This is a genomic window from Streptomyces sp. RFCAC02 (genome assembly GCF_004193175.1).
Lineage (GTDB): Bacteria > Actinomycetota > Actinomycetes > Streptomycetales > Streptomycetaceae > Streptomyces.
Genome location: NZ_SAUH01000001.1, coordinates 2,487,858 through 2,503,308, shown reverse-complemented (window position 1 = coordinate 2,503,308; position 15,451 = coordinate 2,487,858). Strand labels below are relative to the sequence as shown.

General features: G+C 74.2%; 20 protein-coding genes. 13 read left to right on the top strand and 7 right to left on the bottom strand.

Annotated elements, in window-relative coordinates; translation table 11 throughout:
• Positions 1 to 24 precede the first annotated feature (24 nt).
• From EMA09_RS11385 to EMA09_RS11370, 4 genes are all read left to right on the top strand, one after another.
• Entirely contained in the window at positions 25 to 555 is a 531-nt protein-coding gene (locus EMA09_RS11385; protein WP_129840949.1) for a sigma-70 family RNA polymerase sigma factor, read from the top strand.
• Entirely contained in the window at positions 545 to 1,258 is a 714-nt protein-coding gene (locus EMA09_RS11380) for a hypothetical protein (protein WP_129840948.1), read from the top strand. Before EMA09_RS11385 ends, EMA09_RS11380 begins: the two co-directional genes overlap by 11 nt.
• Positions 1,259 to 1,352: 94 nt before the next feature.
• The gene (locus tag EMA09_RS11375) at positions 1,353 to 1,718 is read left to right on the top strand and encodes a hypothetical protein (RefSeq protein WP_129840947.1); all 366 of its coding nucleotides are present in this window, start codon (positions 1,353 to 1,355) and stop codon (positions 1,716 to 1,718) included.
• Positions 1,719 to 1,803: 85 nt separating this feature from the next.
• Positions 1,804 to 2,358 carry a hypothetical protein gene (locus EMA09_RS11370; protein WP_129840946.1) on the top strand — a complete coding sequence of 185 codons (555 nt, stop codon included), beginning with the start codon at positions 1,804 to 1,806 and terminating at the stop codon, positions 2,356 to 2,358.
• Here the strand turns inward: EMA09_RS11370 and EMA09_RS11365 are convergent.
• On the bottom strand, positions 2,355 to 3,152 hold the full coding sequence (locus EMA09_RS11365) for an NAD(P)H-dependent oxidoreductase (protein ID WP_129840945.1): 798 nt from the start codon (positions 3,150 to 3,152) through the stop codon (positions 2,355 to 2,357). The two genes, EMA09_RS11370 and EMA09_RS11365, sit on opposite strands and share 4 nt — an antisense overlap.
• Positions 3,153 to 3,449: 297 nt before the next feature.
• Between EMA09_RS11365 and EMA09_RS11360 the strand changes: the two genes are divergently transcribed.
• Positions 3,450 to 3,824: a VOC family protein gene (locus EMA09_RS11360; RefSeq protein WP_129840944.1), complete on the top strand. Its 375-nt coding sequence runs from the start codon at positions 3,450 to 3,452 to the stop codon at positions 3,822 to 3,824.
• A 108-nt stretch (positions 3,825 to 3,932) separates the two neighbouring features.
• Positions 3,933 to 4,598: an MSMEG_1061 family FMN-dependent PPOX-type flavoprotein gene (locus tag EMA09_RS11355; protein ID WP_129840943.1), complete on the top strand. Its 666-nt coding sequence runs from the start codon at positions 3,933 to 3,935 to the stop codon at positions 4,596 to 4,598.
• Between the two features lie 12 nt (positions 4,599 to 4,610).
• Here EMA09_RS11355 and EMA09_RS11350 read toward each other — a convergent pair whose 3' ends face one another.
• Positions 4,611 to 5,492, bottom strand: a complete 882-nt coding sequence (locus EMA09_RS11350; protein ID WP_129843977.1) for an LLM class flavin-dependent oxidoreductase — start codon at positions 5,490 to 5,492, stop codon at positions 4,611 to 4,613.
• 264 nt (positions 5,493 to 5,756) lie between these two features.
• Here EMA09_RS11350 and EMA09_RS11345 point away from each other — a divergent pair, with 264 nt between their 5' ends.
• Genes EMA09_RS11345 through EMA09_RS11320 form a run of 6 tightly spaced genes read left to right on the top strand, consistent with a single transcriptional unit; the run spans position 5,757 to position 11,506 of the window.
• Complete coding sequence (locus EMA09_RS11345; protein WP_129840942.1) at positions 5,757 to 7,025, top strand: aminotransferase class III-fold pyridoxal phosphate-dependent enzyme; 1,269 nt, start codon at positions 5,757 to 5,759, stop codon at positions 7,023 to 7,025.
• Positions 7,022 to 8,116 (top strand): alcohol dehydrogenase catalytic domain-containing protein, encoded by a 1,095-nt coding sequence (locus EMA09_RS11340; protein WP_206305937.1) that lies wholly within the window; start codon positions 7,022 to 7,024, stop codon positions 8,114 to 8,116. Before EMA09_RS11345 ends, EMA09_RS11340 begins: the two co-directional genes overlap by 4 nt.
• Entirely contained in the window at positions 8,113 to 9,249 is a 1,137-nt protein-coding gene (locus EMA09_RS11335; protein WP_129840941.1) for a glycosyltransferase, read from the top strand. The genes EMA09_RS11340 and EMA09_RS11335 overlap by 4 nt, the downstream gene beginning before the upstream one ends.
• Positions 9,246 to 9,833 (top strand): DUF1349 domain-containing protein, encoded by a 588-nt coding sequence (locus EMA09_RS11330; RefSeq protein WP_240796352.1) that lies wholly within the window; start codon positions 9,246 to 9,248, stop codon positions 9,831 to 9,833. Before EMA09_RS11335 ends, EMA09_RS11330 begins: the two co-directional genes overlap by 4 nt.
• The gene (locus EMA09_RS11325; protein WP_129840940.1) at positions 9,826 to 10,599 is read left to right on the top strand and encodes an inositol monophosphatase family protein; all 774 of its coding nucleotides are present in this window, start codon (positions 9,826 to 9,828) and stop codon (positions 10,597 to 10,599) included. The genes EMA09_RS11330 and EMA09_RS11325 overlap by 8 nt, the downstream gene beginning before the upstream one ends.
• A gap of 40 nt (positions 10,600 to 10,639) precedes the next feature.
• On the top strand, positions 10,640 to 11,506 hold the full coding sequence (locus EMA09_RS11320; protein WP_129840939.1) for an acyl-CoA thioester hydrolase/BAAT C-terminal domain-containing protein: 867 nt from the start codon (positions 10,640 to 10,642) through the stop codon (positions 11,504 to 11,506).
• 23 nt (positions 11,507 to 11,529) lie between these two features.
• Here the strand turns inward: EMA09_RS11320 and EMA09_RS11315 are convergent, their stop codons facing one another.
• Genes EMA09_RS11315 through EMA09_RS11305 form a run of 3 tightly spaced genes read right to left on the bottom strand, consistent with a single transcriptional unit; the run spans position 11,530 to position 13,742 of the window.
• The gene (locus tag EMA09_RS11315) at positions 11,530 to 11,736 is read right to left on the bottom strand and encodes a hypothetical protein (protein WP_240796351.1); all 207 of its coding nucleotides are present in this window, start codon (positions 11,734 to 11,736) and stop codon (positions 11,530 to 11,532) included.
• A 9-nt stretch (positions 11,737 to 11,745) separates the two neighbouring features.
• Positions 11,746 to 12,615 (bottom strand): helix-turn-helix transcriptional regulator, encoded by an 870-nt coding sequence (locus EMA09_RS11310; protein ID WP_129840938.1) that lies wholly within the window; start codon positions 12,613 to 12,615, stop codon positions 11,746 to 11,748.
• A 38-nt stretch (positions 12,616 to 12,653) separates the two neighbouring features.
• Complete coding sequence (locus tag EMA09_RS11305; RefSeq protein WP_129840937.1) at positions 12,654 to 13,742, bottom strand: zinc-binding dehydrogenase; 1,089 nt, start codon at positions 13,740 to 13,742, stop codon at positions 12,654 to 12,656.
• A 253-nt stretch (positions 13,743 to 13,995) separates the two neighbouring features.
• Here EMA09_RS11305 and EMA09_RS11300 point away from each other — a divergent pair, with 253 nt between their 5' ends.
• Positions 13,996 to 14,646 carry a TetR family transcriptional regulator gene (locus EMA09_RS11300; protein ID WP_129840936.1) on the top strand — a complete coding sequence of 217 codons (651 nt, stop codon included), beginning with the start codon at positions 13,996 to 13,998 and terminating at the stop codon, positions 14,644 to 14,646.
• A gap of 24 nt (positions 14,647 to 14,670) precedes the next feature.
• Here the strand turns inward: EMA09_RS11300 and EMA09_RS11295 are convergent, their stop codons facing one another.
• Positions 14,671 to 15,138 (bottom strand): Clp protease N-terminal domain-containing protein, encoded by a 468-nt coding sequence (locus EMA09_RS11295; RefSeq protein ID WP_129840935.1) that lies wholly within the window; start codon positions 15,136 to 15,138, stop codon positions 14,671 to 14,673.
• 6 nt (positions 15,139 to 15,144) lie between these two features.
• Positions 15,145 to 15,348, bottom strand: coding sequence for a helix-turn-helix domain-containing protein (locus tag EMA09_RS11290; RefSeq protein WP_129840934.1), 204 nt, complete (start codon positions 15,346 to 15,348; stop codon positions 15,145 to 15,147).
• Positions 15,349 to 15,451 lie beyond the last annotated feature (103 nt).

Genomic DNA, 15,451 nt, shown 5'->3' with positions numbered 1-15,451 from the left:
GACGGCGCCGGACAGTACCGGGGCATGGAGTCGGACGAACAGGCTGAATACCTCGACCGGTTGTTCCGGTCGACATTCCATCGGGTGATGGCCTACTGCCTGCGTCGCGCCCCCGGACCGGTCGCGGAGGACGCGGTCGCCGAGGTGTACGCGGTGGCGTGGCAGCGCCGCCGCGACCTGCCGGGCGACGAGCGGGACGCCGTGCCCTGGCTGCTCGGGGTCGCCCGCAAGGTCCTCGCCAACCAGCGGCGCGGCCGGCACCGCTGGGCACGGCTGCTCCGGCGCGCCGGTGACCTGGCCGTCCCGCCGCCCGCCGGGGGCGAGGGGCCGGACATCTCCGCCGCGCTCGCCACGCTGTCGGCCACCGACCGGGAGGCCCTGCGCCTCGCGTACTGGGACGGGCTGTCCCACCGCGAGATCGGCGTGGTGCTCGGGATCTCCGAGGGCGCCGCCACCACCCGCCTGCACCGCGCACGGACACGCCTGCGCGCGCGGATCGTCCGAAACCGCCCCGCCCACCCGGCCAAGCCCGAAGGGACACCCCATGCTCGATGACGAACTCGACGCGGCGATGCGCGGAACCGACCCGCTGCGGGGGCGCGAACTCCCCGCCGCGGACAGCCCGTACGCGACCCGGATCATGGACCGTGCACGCGCGGCCGGGCGCCGCGCCCCCCGGCGGCGGCGCGTGTGGGCGATCCCCCTCGCGGCCGGGTTCGCCGTGGCCGGCGCCACGGCGGCGGCCCTGGCGTGGGTGGCGGGCGACGGCGCCGGACACGCCCTCGACACCACCGCCGTGGACTGCAAGGGGCCGAACGGCGACGCGCACATCCCGTTCAACGCCGTGCGGGACGACCCGGCCGACCTGTGCCGTACGGAGTGGAACGCGGTCTTCGCCGAGCCGGCGCCCGACCTGCTCACCGCCTGCGTGGACAGTTCGGCGCAGGGCTCGATCCAGGTGTACCCGGGCGGACGTGACGTGTGCGCCGAGCACCGTGCCGACCCGTACGCGGGGGTGACCGACGAACAGCTCGCGTTCGCGCGCCTCCGCCTCGGCGTGGAGGACCTGTTGGGCGAGGGCGGCTGGGAACGGTGCCTGCCGCGCGAGGAGGTGGAGGCGGCCATCGACACGCTGCTCGCCGACAACGGCCTCACGGACTGGACGCTGCACACCACCGTGGACGACGAGCACTCCTGCTGGCACCTCGGGCACTACTTCGAGGACGAGCGGGAGATCTGGATCCAGCCGGCGGTGTGACTGCGGCGCGGGCGGGCGGCATCCGGGGCCGGCCGTCCGCGCGCCCGCGTCTAGAGTTGCGGGCGACCGGCGGACGCGAGGGAGGGGAGTGCCGATGACGCCGCGTGTGCGCGCCCACGAGGCGGACGGCACGGTGTGGGACGACCCGTCCGGGGACCGGCTGCACGACCTGATCGCGGACCTGAACCTCCGGTTCGACTTCCTGATCGTGGAGCGTCTCGACCTGGAGCCGGCCGACCAGCACTACATCCAGGTCCGGCTGAACGAGGACCTGAGCCACACCGTCGAGTACCGCGAGGGCGGTCCCGACGCCCACTGGACGGCCGATCTGCCGCACCGCGACGACCCGTGGGGCGTCGAACCCGTCGCCGACGTGGTCACGAGCTGGGCGGCGGAAGGCGACGAGGCGTGGCGCGGCGCCCTGCCGTGGCGGAAGTGGCGGGAGGGGCCGGAGGGCTGAGCGGTACGGGAACCGCGCGTGGCCGAGAAGCGTGTCACCGCAACGGACGGCCGCCCGGCCGGACGCCCTCGGCAAGGAAGCACCCATGCGCGCACCGCTCCTCCGCACCGCCCTGCCGGCCGCCGCCCTGGCCGCCGCGGTCCTGTCGCTGACGGCCTGCGACGACGACGCGACCGACACACCGGACCGGGGCGCCGCCACCGAGCAGGCACCGGCGGAGGAGGAGACGCCGGCCGACGCGTACGCCGCTTACGGAGGGCTGTACGAGGCCGACCCGGCCGACCCCGGGCACAGCGGCGAGTTCCTCATCGGCGACTCGTCCCGGGACGGCCTGGCCGAGGTGGCGTTCAGCGCCGACGGCACGCCGGAGGGCGACCTGTGCTTCGGCGAACTCGGCACCGACGGGCACTTCGCGTTCCCCGACGGCGGCTGCGCGCTGGAGGGCGGCCCCGGCGCCTGGCCGGACCACGAGGGCGACCTGACGCTGGACGGGGACGGCGTCCTCACCGTCACCTGGGCGTCTGGCACGACGACCGGCTACCTGGCCAACGGCACGTACGGCCCCGGCCTGTCCGACGAGGACGCGGAGGAGGTCACCGGGATCTTCGCGGTGCTGCGGCAGGACTACGCCTGGCACTAGGCTCCCGGCCGCCGGTGCAGGGCGAGACCGGACGTGCCGGGCGCCTCGGCGCCCTCGCGCAGCACCTTCTCGCGGTCGTAGTCGGCGTCCAGCCGGCGGAACCGCACCGGCTCGTCCGTGAACAGCCCGTCGAGGCGCCGCTTGTACGCCCGCGTCGCCTCGCCGAACGCCTCGTCCGACAGGCCCATCGTCCCGTGCACGCCGAACGGTTCGAGCGGCGTCATCCCGGTGTACCAGAACAGGCCGTGCTGGACGGGGAAGAGGATGTCCTCCAGGTGACCGTGGACGCCCCGCTCGCCGAACGACGCGGCGTGCCCACCCGTCGTCACGGACACGAGCGCACGCCGGCCGCCGAGCGCGCCCTCGGTGTACGGCGGCGGCAGGGCCGGGCCGTGCGCGTATCCGGCCGTGAACACCCGGTCGATCCAGCCCTTCAGGATCGCGGGCACGGAGAACCACCACAGCGGGAACTGGAGGATCACCGCGTCCGACCACGAGACCTTCTCCTGCTCGGCCGCTATGTCGGCCGACAGGCGGCCGTCGAGCGTCGCCCGCTGGGAGACGGTCTGGACGTCGAGCCGCTCGTCCGGGGCGTGGCCGGGGTAGTCGTCCGCGTCGAGGGCGGCCTTCCACTTCATCGCGTACAGGTCGGACACCTGCACCTCGTGGCCCGCGGCGCGGAGTTCGTCCATGGCGAAGCGGGTCAGCGCGGCGTTCAGGGAACGCGGCTCGGGGTGGGCGGCGACGACGAGGATCTTCTTCGGGGAGCCGGTTCGCGGCGTGGTCTCGGTCATGCCCACCACGCTCCACCGGGCGCGCGACGGCAGCCAGTACCCGCTTCGACCGGCGGAATCGCGATCCTGGTGTCCGCGGGACCAGGATCCGTCGTTGCCCTGCGCGGCAGCCGCCGCGTAGGGTCGTACGCGTGAACACCGGACCGGCGCGACGCCACGCACGGATCGGCGACCCGGTGGCCGACTGACCGCACGGCGGGTGCCCGGCAGGCACCCCCTTCGCGCGGCACGCGGCCCCCCGGCGCCCGGCACGACGAGCATCCATCTCCGTGTCGAGCGACGAACGAGGTCAGCCGCATGCCAGTCACGTTCAACCACACCATCATCGCCGCGAGGGACCGGGCCGAGTCGGCCCGCTTCTTCCGCGACCTCCTCGAACTCCGGGACGCGCCGTCCTGGGGGATCTTCACCAACCTCCACCTGGACGGCGGGGCGCTGCTCCAGTTCGCCGAGCCGCCGGTCGAGATCCAGATGCAGCACTACGCGTTCCTCGTGGACGACGAGCTGTTCGACCGGGCGTACCGGCGGCTGCGCGAGCAGGGGATCGAGCACTGGGCCGACCCGCAGATGCGGCGCCCCGGCGAGATCAACCACGGGCACGGCGGACGCGGCGTGTACGTCAAGGACCCCGCGGGCCACGCGATCGAACTGATCACCCACCCCTACGTGTGACGGCGGCCGGCCCTCCGGAGTCCGCTCCGGTACGGGCCGGCACCGCCCCGTACGCGGATGTCCGCACCGACCCGTGCCCCGGCATCGGCCTTTTCCTAGGGTGCCCGTATGACCATCGACACGGGGACCGCCGGCTCGCTCTTCGACTCCCTCCGGGCGGACGCCATCACCGGTCCGGACCGGCTCCGCGAGCTGTATCCGCGGCCGAACCCGCACGCGCTCCGCAAGGAGACCGACCGCCTGACCGACGGGACCCGGGCGCTGATCGGCTGTTCCTCGCTGGTGTTCATCGGCAGCGCGGACGGTGCGGGCCGGGCGGACGTGACGCCGCGCGGCGGCCCGGCCGGGTTCGTCTCGGTGCTGGACGAACGGACCCTGGCGATCCCCGACGCGACCGGCAACAAGCGACTCGACACCCTGCACAACGTGCTGGAGACCGGACGCGCCGGACTGCTCTTCCTCATCCCCGGCCGCCCGACCACGCTGCGGGTCAACGGCCGCGCCTGCGTCTCCGCGCGCCCGGAGCTGCTCGCCCGGCTCACTCCCGTGGGGAAACCGCCGGTCACCGCGATCGTGGTGCACATCGAGCAGGTCTACCCGCACTGCCCGAAGTCGCTGATGCGCGCGGGCGCCTGGGACCCGGAGCGCTGGGTCCCCGCCGACGCCCAGCCGACCAGCGCCGAGGTGACGCTGGCGCAGCTGAACGTGCCGGGCCTGACCGTCGAGCGGATCGAGGAGGCCGAACGCGAGTCGCTGAGGCTCCGCTACGAGTGAACGCCGCGGACGCTAGGCGGTCGGCCTGCCCAGGGCGGTGAGGACCGCGCGCGCCTGCGCGGTGGCCGCCCCGGCGTCGGTGCTGAGGGGGCGCAGGACGACGGTGCTCGCGCCGGCCTCCCACAGTTCGGTGACGCGCGCGGCGGCCGTCGCGGCGTCCCCGGCGGCCATGAACACGTCGTCGGGCGGTATGCCGAGCCACCGCGCGGTGTCCGCGACCACCGGCGCGACGGTCCGGGCGACCTCGCCGGGGTCGTCCGAGACACACAGGTAGGCGAAGACGGTGAGCCGGTCGTCGCCCCAGGGGCGGGGCGCCGCGGCGCGGCCCCGGTCGGCGAGGGCCAGGGCGGCGGCGATACGGGCCGGTCCCTGGCCCTCCGAGAGGATCAGGCCGTCGGCCACCCGGCCGGCCAGTTCGAGGGACTTCGGCCGGACGACGCCGGCGACGACCGGCGGCGGCACGGCGGGCGGGTGCACCAGACGTACGCCGTCCGCCGTGACGGCGCGGCCCGCCAGGTCGGCCCGTTCGCCGTGCAGCAGCGCGCGGACGACGGTGATCGTCTCGCCGAGCAGGGCGAGTTTCGCGGGTGTCGCGGCGCCGACGCGTTCCATCCACTCCGGTACGCCGTGGCCGATTCCCGCCGCCAGCCGGCCGGGGAAGACGCGGGCGAGCGTGGCCAGTTCCATCGCGAGCAGCGTGGGGTTGCGCAGCGGCGCCGGGGTGATGCCGATGCCGAGCCGCAGGCGGTCCGTGGCCGCCAGGGCGACGGCCGCCGACGACACGGCGCCGGCCCACTCCAGGTCCTCCACGACCCACAGGTCGTCGGCGCCCGAGCGCTCCGCCACGCGCGCGAATTCGGCCAATTCCTCGGGGTGCAGATCTCTGTCGAACATCACGCCGATACGTTTCTTCACGTGCCAAGCCTACGGCCGGAAAACACCGGGTTCCCATCCGGTTTCCGCCACTTGACGGGTGACATGGCCTCGCCAGAATTCGGCCGCCCGGCGCGCCCACCGTGCCGCTGTGATGCTTCCCACAAAACGACAAGCACCCCCAATTACCAACGCGTAACTGTCGGTTCGCGATCTACTGTGGGCGCCGAGCGTCAATACTGAGCTTGGTTGTGCACCAACAGGGGAGTAGTCAGCTTGCCCACCATGGACAGCCTTGCCTCCGCGTCCGCCGAACCGGAGGCGTCAATCGAATATTTCGACAGCATTGTGGGCCGGGGAGTCCGTCTCCGGATCGGGGAGCGGTCGTACATCGACTGCGCGTCCGGTACCTTCAATCTGTCCCTCGGCTACTCGAACCGGCAGGTCATCGACGCCCTGCACGCCCAGCTGGAGAGGGCGAGCCACCTCTCCTCGGAATTCACCCGTGCGAAGTCCGAGCAGGTCTTCCGGCTCCTGAAGCCGTTCCTGCCCGAGCACATCGGCGCGTTCTGGTTCCGCGACATCACCGGTTCCACTGCGAACGAGTGCGCCATCCGCATCGCGCAGAAGGCGACCGGAAGAACGGACGTCGTCTCGCTGTTCCTGTCCCACCACGGGCAGAGCGCGGCGGCCACCGCATTATCCGGAAACGCCTTCCGGCAGCGCAGTTTCTCGCTGCCCTTCGCGGGGTCGGTGAAGATTCCCGCCCCCGACTGCGCCAACTGCTTCTACCGCCAGTCCCCCGATTCCTGCGGAATGCTGTGCGCGCGGCGGCTGGACGATTTTGTTGAATTCGCATCCAGTGGCCGGGTGGCCGCGCTCCTCATCGAGCCGGTCCTCGGCAACGGCGGCAATCTGGTGCCGCCCGCCGGATACTACGGCGTGCTGCGCGAGGTCTGCGACCGGCACGGCATCCTCGTCATCGCCGACGAGGTGCAGACCGGCTTCGGCCGCACCGGCACCTTCTTCGCCTCCACCGGCATCGCGGCCGACCTGCGGCCCGACATCATCACGTTCGCCAAGGGGGCCGGCGGCATCGGCATCCCCGCCGCCGGCGTCGTCATGCGGCCCGAGCTGGACGTCCTCGAGCCGTGGGAGCACTCCTCCACCTCGGGCGCCAACCCGCTGTCGCTCGTCGCGATGGAGGAGACCGTCCGCCACATCAGGGACCACGGCGTGCTGGAGGGCGTCACCCGGACGTCCGCCGTCGTCGAGGCCGGCCTGCGCGCGCTGGAGGATCGTTTCTCCTGCGTGCGGAACGCCCGGGGCGTCGGCCTCATGCGCGCCTTCGACCTGCCGACGCCGCAGGACGTGGCCCGCTTCATCACGGTCGCCAGGGACGAGGGACTGATCCTGCGCGGCAGCCGCTACGGCTTCGGCACGGCCGTCAAGGTACGGCCCCCGCTGATCGTCACCGAGGACGAGGCCCACGAGATCGTCGACCGCCTGACGTCGGCGCTGATCCGTTTCGAGAAGGACGAGGACCCCCGATGACCCCGCACGACACCATGACGGCGCTCAAGTTCCGCGGCCCCTGGGACATGGCGCTGACCGAGGTGCCCCGGCTGCACGCCACCGGCCCCGACGACGTGGTGGTGGACATCGCGTACACCGGGATCTGCGGCACCGACCTCGGCGTCGTCTCCGGCTCCTACCCGGTGGCCGTGCCCGGCGTGACGCTCGGCCACGAGTCGACCGGCATCGTCGCCGAGACCGGCCCCGAGGTCACCTCGGTCACGGTCGGGGACCGCGTCGTCATCAACCCCACGCCGTACTGCGGGGTGTGCCGCATGTGCCGGACCAACCGCATCAACCACTGCGAGGGCAAGCACGGCACAGAGAGCGGCATCAGCTACGACGGCACGTACGCCCACCGGTACCGGACCACCTCGGGCTTCCTGCGCCGCGTCCCCGACCACATCCCGCTGCGCGCCGCCGCCCTCACCGAGCCGCTGAGCTGCGTCGTCTCCGGGGTGCGCAAGCTGACCCCGCCGTCGCTGTCCGCCCACACCGTCGTCTTCGGCGCCGGGCCGCTCGGGCTGCTGTACGCGTGGGCGCTGACGCTGAAGGGCCTGTCGCCCGTCGTCGTCGAGAACGCCCCCGCGCGGCTCGCGTTCGCCACCAAGGTGCTGCCCGCGTCCATCCCCGCCTTCGCGTCGCTGGACGAGGCGCGCCGCAGCCACTTCGGCGACCCGGCAGCGCCGCTCGACGTCGTCGTCGACACCACGTCCGGGCTGCTCGAATCGCTCTACGAGGAGCTGGCGCCGGGCGGCACGTTCCTGTCCATCGGCCTGAAGAGCCGCGCGGTCTCGCTCGACGCGATGCACCTGGCCGACCGCAGCCTGTCCGTCATCGGGTCCATCGACTCGCTGCACGGCTCGTTCGACGAGGCGTTCCACCTCGTCACCTCCGGGCGGATCCCGGTCGAGCGGCTGGTCAGCCATGTCGTGCCGATCGCGGACTACGAGGAGGCGTTCGCGCTGCTCGGCTGCGACATACCCGGCAGGACGCTGACCGGCGCCGGCACCGAGAGCTGCAAGGTCCTCATCGCGTCGGGCGCTGAGCCGGCGGGGGAGGAGCGGTGAGGTTCAGCGTCGTCATCCCCTACCGGCAGCGGCTCGCGAACCTGCGGCTCGCCCTGTCCTCCCTCGCCGAACAGACCCTGCCGCGCGACGAGTTCGAGGTCGTCGTCGGCGCGCTCGACTACTCGCCCGAGTACACGGCAATGTGCGCGGGCTTCCTCGACCGGCTCGACATCGTCTCCGTCCTGTCGCCCGCGCCCTGGCAGGTCGGGCACGCCCGCAACCTCGCGCTGCGGCAGGCGAGGGGCGACGTGATCGTGTGCCTCGACGCCGACATGACCGTGCCGCCCGGCTTCCTCGCCGGCCTGTGGGAGCGGCACTACGCGTACGGCCAGCGGGTGTGCGTGACCGGCCAGATGCTCGACTACGACAACAACGGCAGCGACGTCGCCGAGGTGACCGCCCGGCCGTGGGAGCACTACCGCGCACAGCTCGCCGCCCTGGAGGCACGGGCTGCGGCGGGCGACGGCGTACGGGACGACCCGCGCCTCGGGACGCCGCACGTCATCCCGTGGGCGTACGCCTGGACGGCCCTCGTCGCGGTGCCGCGCGCCCTGGTCGAGGAGCACGGGCTGTACTTCGACCCGGAGTTCCACGGCTACGGCGTCGAGGACCTGGAGTGGGCCTACCGCATCGCCGCCACGGGCACCCCGGTCGTGATGGCGCCCGACGTGTACGGCATCCACCTGCCGCACGCGCGGAACGTCGCGGCCAACAAGGAGACGGAGACCCGCAACTACCGGTACTTCGTCCGCAAGTGGCCCGGACCCGACACGGAACTCGCCGCAGCTTTCGGCGACTTCGAGGCCAACGCGATGGCGCGCGAGTACCGCGCGGCGCTCGCGGGCGCGGCCGGTCCCGGCCGGTCCCTGGCCGTGGTGCGGTCCGGCGACCGGCTGTGGATCGGGGCCGAGGCGGACGCGGCGGGCGGCGCGGTGACGGGCGGACCGTTCCCGGCGGGGGCGGAGACGCTGCCGCTCGGAGGTGTCGCGCTGCCGTTCGACGACGGCGGCATGGGCGAGGTCCGCGTCCTGCCGGCCGTCGGACGGCTGCCCGCGCGCTACCGTGACGCCGTCCTCGCCGAGGCGCGGCGCGTGGCCGCCTCCGGCACGGTGACGGAAGGGGACGCGGCATGAACGGTTTCGGCGCCGGCTTCGACGGCATGCGCTGGCTGAACGAACCCCCCGCGTGGTCCGTCGAGTCCGGCCTGCTGACCGCCACGACCGGTGAGCGGACCGACTTCTGGCGCGAGACGTTCTACGGCTTCGTCCGCGACGACGGTCACTTCCACCACCGGGAGGTCACCGGCGACTTCACGGCCCGCGTCACCCTGTCCGGCGACTACGCGACGCTCTACGACCAGGGCGGCCTCATGGTCCGCGCGGACGAGCGGACCTGGCTGAAGGCGGGCGTCGAGTACACGGACGGCGTCCCGCACGTCAGCGCCGTCCTGACGCGCGGGCACTCCGACTGGTCCGTGCTGCCCGCGCCGGACGCCGCCGACCGGGTCGAGCTGCGCGTCACCCGGCACGGCGACGCGCTCCGCGTCCAGTACCGGCGGGCCGACGGCGGCTGGCAGTTGCTGCGGCTCGGGTACCTGCCGCTGCCGGAGACGTGCCTCGTCGGGGTCATGTGCTGCTCGCCGGAGCGTGCCGGATTCACCGCGCGGTTCACGGACTTCGCCGTGACCGCGCCCATTCCGAGGGACCTGCATGACTGAGCTGCCGACGCTGCTCGGCCTGGCCGTCCGCGCCGCCCACCGGGGCGGCGCGGAGCTGGCCGCGCGGGCGGGCCGCGCCACCGGCGTCGGGCACAAGTCCACGCCGACCGACCCGGTCACCGACGCCGACCGGGCGAGCGAGGCGGCCGTCACCGAGCTGCTGACCGCCGAGCGGCCGGGTGACGGGCTGCTGGGCGAGGAGGGTGCGGAGCGTCCTTCGGAGACGGGCCTGCGGTGGGTGCTCGACCCGCTGGACGGCACGGTCAACCACCTGTACGGCATCCCGCACACGGCCGTCTCGGTCGCCTGCGAGCGGCTGGGCGACGACGGCGTGTGGCGCGCGGTCGCCGGGGTGGTGTGCGACCCGGCGCGCGGCGAGACGTTCACCGCGACGCTGGGCGGCGGCGCCCGGCTGAACGGCGCGCCGGTGCGCGTCAACGACCCGGTGCCGCCGCCGTCGGCGCTGGTCGCGACGGGCTTCGCGTACGGGGCCGGGTCCCGCGCGCGGCAGGCCGCCGTCGTGCCGGGGCTGCTGCCGCGCATCCGCGACATCCGCAGCGGTGGCAGCGCGGCGCTGGAGCTGTGCTGGGTGGCGTGCGGGCGTACCGACGCCTACTACGAGGACGAGCTGGCGCCGTGGGACACCGCTGCGGGTGCCCTGATCGCGGCGGAGGCCGGGGCGCGGACGACGGTCCTGCCGCCGTCCGGCGTCCTGGCGGCGGGACCGGCGTTGCACGCGGAGCTGGCGGCCCTGCTGACGGGCTGACCGGCACGGCCGCCCGCGCCGTCCCGTAGGTTGACCGGTCATGAGCGACGGGATCGCCGAGGACGAACTGACCGGTCCGTGGAAGGGCTTCGCCGCCGCGCCGGTGACGGGCGGCGGCGGCGCGGGCGTGCTCGTGCTGTCCGGGTCGAGCGGCCGGATCGAGCGCGAGCGGTGCCGCCTGTTCGCCCGCGCCGGAGTGACGGCGGTGTCCGTGCGATGGTTCGGCGGGGCGGGGCAGCCGCCCGGCGTCTGCGAGGTACCTCTTGAGACCTTCGCCGACGCGGCCGGGCTGCTGCGGGAGCGCGGCGCGGCGCGCGTCAGTCTCCTCGGCACGTCCAAGGGCGCGGAGGCGGCGCTGCTCGTCGCGGCCCTGACCGGCTGCGCGGACGCCGTGATCGCGCTCGCCCCGACCTCGGTGTGCTGGGCCAACGTCGGACCGGGCCGCGACGGCCGGGACCGCCCGTACCGTTCGAGCTGGACGTGGCGCGGACGGCCCGTGCCGTTCGTCCCGCTCGACGGTTCCTGGACGCCGTCGGAGCCGGAAGGCGCGCCGGTGGCGGTGCGCGGGTGGTACGAGCGCAGCCTCGTGACGTACGCGGATCTGCTGCCCGCCGCCGCCATCCCGGTGGAGCGGGCCGTGGCGGACCTGGTGCTGGTCGCGGGTGGCGCCGACCGGATGTGGCCGTCCGCGCGCTTCGCCGGTGAACTCGCCGCGCGGCGGACGGCCGCGGGGCGCGGCGCGGCGGTCGTCGTCCGGGCCGACGCGGGCCACCGGACCGTGTTCCCGGGCGAGTCCGCGCCGCCCCCGTCCCCGCGCTTCGACCACGGCGGCACCCCGGAGGCGGACGCGGCACTGGGCGCCGAGGCATGGCCGCACGTCCTGTCGGCCGTACGCGGCGGCGCCTGAGACGCCGGTTCCGCCGGAGGGGGTCAGCCCAGGTGCTGCCGGAAGAAGCCGGCGGGTTCGGGGGCGAAGACGTCGTCGTGACGGACCCGGGGGCCGGCGGAACAGCCGCTCGCCGTGGGGATGTGCTCCAGGTACGGCCTGGTGTCGGCGTCGTACGGGTTGACCGTGTCCGCGCCGCCCCGGCGGATGCCCACGGGCACCCGCACGGTCGCCAGACTTTCCGGGGTCACGGGAGCGCGTCAGGTCGCCGTCGCGCCGGCGGGGGCCGCGAGGCGGGCCAGGGCGGTGGCGTCCGGGGTGTCCTCGGTCGCGGAGAACACGTGGATCTCCAGGCCGGAGTCACCCGTCCCGGCCGGTACCCGCAGGATCTGGTAGTCCAGGTGCAGCAGGCCGGCCGCCGGGTGCCGCAGGCGTTTGCGGCCCGCGACGCACACGATGACCTCGCCGGTGGCCCACATGCGGGCGAAGTCGGCGCTGCTGTCCGCCAGTTCGGCGATGAGCGCGGTCAGCTCCGCGTCGTCCGGGTAGCGGCCCGCGAACACCCGGAGCTGGCCCACGGTCTCGCGCGCCCGCTCCTCCCAGTCCGGGAACACCTCGCGCGACGCCGGGTCGAGGAAGAGGTAGCGGGCGTGGTTGCGGTCGCGGCGGCCCGGGTCGGCCAGGCCGCCGATGAGTTCGGTGCCGAGCGCGTTCCACGCCACCACGTCGAGCCGGTGGTTCGTGACGAACGCGGGGAACTCGTCCAGGCCGTCCAGGACCCGGCGCAGCAGCGGGCTGACCGTCGCCCGGGGCGCGGGGCCGCGCCGGGCGGCGGCCAGCGTGGCGAGGTGCTGCCGCTCCGGCACGTCGAGGCGCAGGGCGCGGGCCAGCGCGTCGAGGATCTCGGGGGACGGCGCGGTGGCGCGGCCCTGTTCGAGCCGCACGTAGTAGTCCACGCTGATGCCCGCCAGGTGGGCCAGCTCCTCGCGCCGCAGGCCGCGCACCCGGCGGCGGGTGCCGGCGGTGATGCCGACGTCCTCCGGCGCGACGCGCCCGCGCCGGGCGCGCAGGAAGCTCCCGAGCGCCCGGTGGGGGTCGGTCGCGCCGCTCGCGTCGTTGCTGCCGTCCATACGTTCCAGTATGCGCGGCGGGGCACGGACGGTCCGCGTCAGGAGAAGTCGGTGATGACGACGCGGGCGGTGCTGCCGTCCTTCAGCGCCTCGTACCCGGCGTCGATGCCGTCCAGGCGGATCTCCCGGGAGACCAGGTCGTCCAGGTTCATCCGGCCCTGCAGGTACATGGCGGCGTAGAAGGGGATGTCCCGCTTGAGGTTCGACGACCCCATGTAGACGCCCTGGACCTTCTGCGACCCGCTCAGCGCGACGAGCGAGCTGACGTCCACGCCCGCGTCGTTCGAGCCGACGCCTATCAGGTACAGGCCGCCGCCCTTGCCGAGCATCCGCATGCCCTGGGCGGTGACCGGGCGGACGCCCACGAAGTCGAAGACGTGGTCGGCGCCGGTGCCGGTGATGTCGTGGACCGCCTCGACCGGGTCGGTGGTGCGGGAGTTGACGACGTGGGTGGCGCCGAACGCGCGGGCGCGCTCCAGCTTGGCGTCCTCGATGTCCGTGACGATGATCGTGCCGGCGCCGGCGAGCCGGGCGCCGCTGACCGCGTTCAGGCCGACGCCGCCCGCGCCGATGACGACGACGCTCTCGCCCTGCCGGACGTCCGCGCTGTTCAGCACGGCACCGGCGCCGGTGAGCACGCCGCAGCCGATGAGGGCCGCCTGCGCCCACGGCATCTCGTCGGGGACGACGGCGAGCTGGTTCTCGTGGACGAGGGCTTCCTGCGCGAAGCCGCCGAGCGCCATGCCCTGCGCGACGGGCGCGCCGTTCCAGGTGATGCGCGGGGGCTGCCCGGGGGAGCGCAGGGTGGCCTCCGGGCGGAGGCAGATGTGCGTACGGCCGCCGAGACAGTTCACGCAGGCCCCGCAGTGCTGGATCAGGCTGCCGACGACGTGGTCGCCGACCTTCACCTGCGTGACCTCCGGACCCGTCCCGGTGACCACGCCGGCCACCTCGTGGCCGAGGACGACGGGGAACTCGCCGCCGATGAAGGTGGCGACGCTCAGGTCCGAGTGGCACAGGCCGGACGCCCGCACCTCCACGCGGACCTCGTGTCCGGCCGGTGCGGCCAGCTCGACCTCCTCGACGGTGAAGCCCTGCCCCAGACCCTTGGTGACGGATGCCTTCATGATCGTGCTTCTTTCCTGTGCGAGCCGCCGGTCACGGCACGGCGGCCGGGAGGGGGCCGCGCGCGGGGCCGGCGGTGCTGAGGAGCGTCGGCGCGGGGCGCGGTCGTGGTGACGGCGGAGGGGCCGGGAGCGATGCTTCCCGGCGGCTCCGCCACTGCCGTCATCATGGCACCGCCCGGCCGAAAAGAAAAGAGACACGTGTCGATCAACGCAGGTGGTGAGGGTGTGCATGGGCTGCGTTAGGCTGCTCGGGATGTCAGGTGCAACGCAGCGTCCGCCCGGCGGCGGCGACGGGGGGACGGCGGATCTCGACGTCCGCGCCCGGCGCACCCGCGACCGCCTGCGCGCGGCCGTTCTGCGGCTGGCGTCGGAGCGGCCCGTGGAGGACGTCGCGGTGGCCGACCTCGTACGGGAGGCCCGCGTCAACCGCACCACCTTCTACAAGCACGCCGCCACCCCTGCGGCCGTCCTGGAGCAGGTGCTGTACGCCGACCTCGACCGGGTCCGCGCCGGGTGGATCGCCGACGCCCTGGCCGCCGAACTGCCCGTCCCCGTGATCTGGGAGCGCGCGTCCGGGGCGCTGCTCGACCACCTGGAGCGTCACGACGCCCTCTACACCGTCGGCCTCGTGGGGCGGCGCAGCGCGGTGCTCCACCGCCTGCTCGTCGACCACTTCACGGCCTCGGTCCGCGCCCTCCTCGACCGTGACCCGGAGAAGCTGCCGGACGGCGAGGGGCCGGCCGAGTGGCGCCTGGACGCGTACAGCCGCTTCGTCGCGCACGGGGAGGCGGGGATCGTCGAGGCGTGGCTGTCCCGCCCGGCGCCGCGCGACCGCCCGCTGTTCGTCTCGGCGGCCGCGGCCCTGCTCCCGCCGTGGCTCGCCGCCCGGCCGCACCGGCCCTGACGCCACCGCGACCGGGCCCGCCGCTCACACGGCTGTCGTGGCGCGCAGGTGCGCCAGGGTGGCCTCGCGGTCGATGCCCAGGTGGGCCGTCACCGCGGCGACGGGGTCGGTCGCGTCGCAGTCGAGGAGCGCCGCGAGAAGGTGTTCCGGCGTGATCCGCCGGCCGCCGCCCCGCCGTGCCTCCGCCAGGGCGCGGGGGAGGACGGCGCGCGCGCCCGAGGTGAACGGTGTGCGCTTGCCCGACGCGGGGACCGGCGGCCGTTCGACGCCCTGCGTGTGGATGCCGATGGCCGCGAGCGCCTCCCGGTCCAGGTCCGCGAGGGCCGAGCGCGCGGTGTCGGCGTCCGCGACGAGGGCGCGGGCCGCCGCCGGTTCGCGCAGGACCCCGAGGAGCAGGTGTTCCGTGCCGATGCGGCGGTCGCCGCGCAGCCGGGACTCCTCCAGTGCCGAGGAGACCGCCGCGCGGGCCGCGCCCGTGAACTGTTCGAACATCGCGTCTCACTTCCCGTGCTTGGCGTGCGCGGACTGCCGTGACACGCCGAGGGCGTCGCCGATCTGCTCCCAGGACCAGCCCTGCTCCCTGGCCCGTGCGACGGCCGCCGCCTCGACCTGTTCGGCCAGGCGGTGCAGGGCGCCCACGGCCCGCAGTCCGACGGCCGGGTCGTGCGAGCGAAGGCGTTCCGAGAGGTCTCCGGCGTCCATGCCTGTCAGCCTGGCCTGACAGTCCTCCGCGTGTCAACCCAGCCTGACAGGAAATGCGGGCATCCCGCTGCTCCATGCGGGCGACGGCGGGTGGGGCGTACGC

Excerpts from the sequence above, each read along its gene's own strand:
- EMA09_RS11295 (WP_129840935.1), bottom strand. The coding sequence starts at position 15,138 with ATGTTCGAACAGTTCACGGGCGCGGCCCGCGCGGCGGTCTCCTCGGCA.
- EMA09_RS11375 (WP_129840947.1), top strand. The coding sequence starts at position 1,353 with ATGACGCCGCGTGTGCGCGCCCACGAGGCGGACGGCACGGTGTGGGAC.
- EMA09_RS11370 (WP_129840946.1), top strand. The coding sequence starts at position 1,804 with ATGCGCGCACCGCTCCTCCGCACCGCCCTGCCGGCCGCCGCCCTGGCC.
- EMA09_RS11350 (WP_129843977.1), bottom strand. The coding sequence starts at position 5,492 with ATGTTCGACAGAGATCTGCACCCCGAGGAATTGGCCGAATTCGCGCGC.
- EMA09_RS11330 (WP_240796352.1), top strand. The coding sequence starts at position 9,246 with ATGAACGGTTTCGGCGCCGGCTTCGACGGCATGCGCTGGCTGAACGAA.
- EMA09_RS11340 (WP_206305937.1), top strand. The coding sequence starts at position 7,022 with ATGACCCCGCACGACACCATGACGGCGCTCAAGTTCCGCGGCCCCTGG.
- EMA09_RS11380 (WP_129840948.1), top strand. The coding sequence starts at position 545 with ATGCTCGATGACGAACTCGACGCGGCGATGCGCGGAACCGACCCGCTG.
- EMA09_RS11345 (WP_129840942.1), top strand. The coding sequence starts at position 5,757 with ATGGACAGCCTTGCCTCCGCGTCCGCCGAACCGGAGGCGTCAATCGAA.
- EMA09_RS11300 (WP_129840936.1), top strand. The coding sequence starts at position 13,996 with ATGTCAGGTGCAACGCAGCGTCCGCCCGGCGGCGGCGACGGGGGGACG.
- EMA09_RS11305 (WP_129840937.1), bottom strand. The coding sequence starts at position 13,742 with ATGAAGGCATCCGTCACCAAGGGTCTGGGGCAGGGCTTCACCGTCGAG.
- EMA09_RS11290 (WP_129840934.1), bottom strand. The coding sequence starts at position 15,348 with ATGGACGCCGGAGACCTCTCGGAACGCCTTCGCTCGCACGACCCGGCC.
- EMA09_RS11325 (WP_129840940.1), top strand. The coding sequence starts at position 9,826 with ATGACTGAGCTGCCGACGCTGCTCGGCCTGGCCGTCCGCGCCGCCCAC.
- EMA09_RS11365 (WP_129840945.1), bottom strand. The coding sequence starts at position 3,152 with ATGACCGAGACCACGCCGCGAACCGGCTCCCCGAAGAAGATCCTCGTC.
- EMA09_RS11320 (WP_129840939.1), top strand. The coding sequence starts at position 10,640 with ATGAGCGACGGGATCGCCGAGGACGAACTGACCGGTCCGTGGAAGGGC.
- EMA09_RS11355 (WP_129840943.1), top strand. The coding sequence starts at position 3,933 with ATGACCATCGACACGGGGACCGCCGGCTCGCTCTTCGACTCCCTCCGG.
- EMA09_RS11310 (WP_129840938.1), bottom strand. The coding sequence starts at position 12,615 with ATGGACGGCAGCAACGACGCGAGCGGCGCGACCGACCCCCACCGGGCG.
- EMA09_RS11360 (WP_129840944.1), top strand. The coding sequence starts at position 3,450 with ATGCCAGTCACGTTCAACCACACCATCATCGCCGCGAGGGACCGGGCC.
- EMA09_RS11385 (WP_129840949.1), top strand. The coding sequence starts at position 25 with ATGGAGTCGGACGAACAGGCTGAATACCTCGACCGGTTGTTCCGGTCG.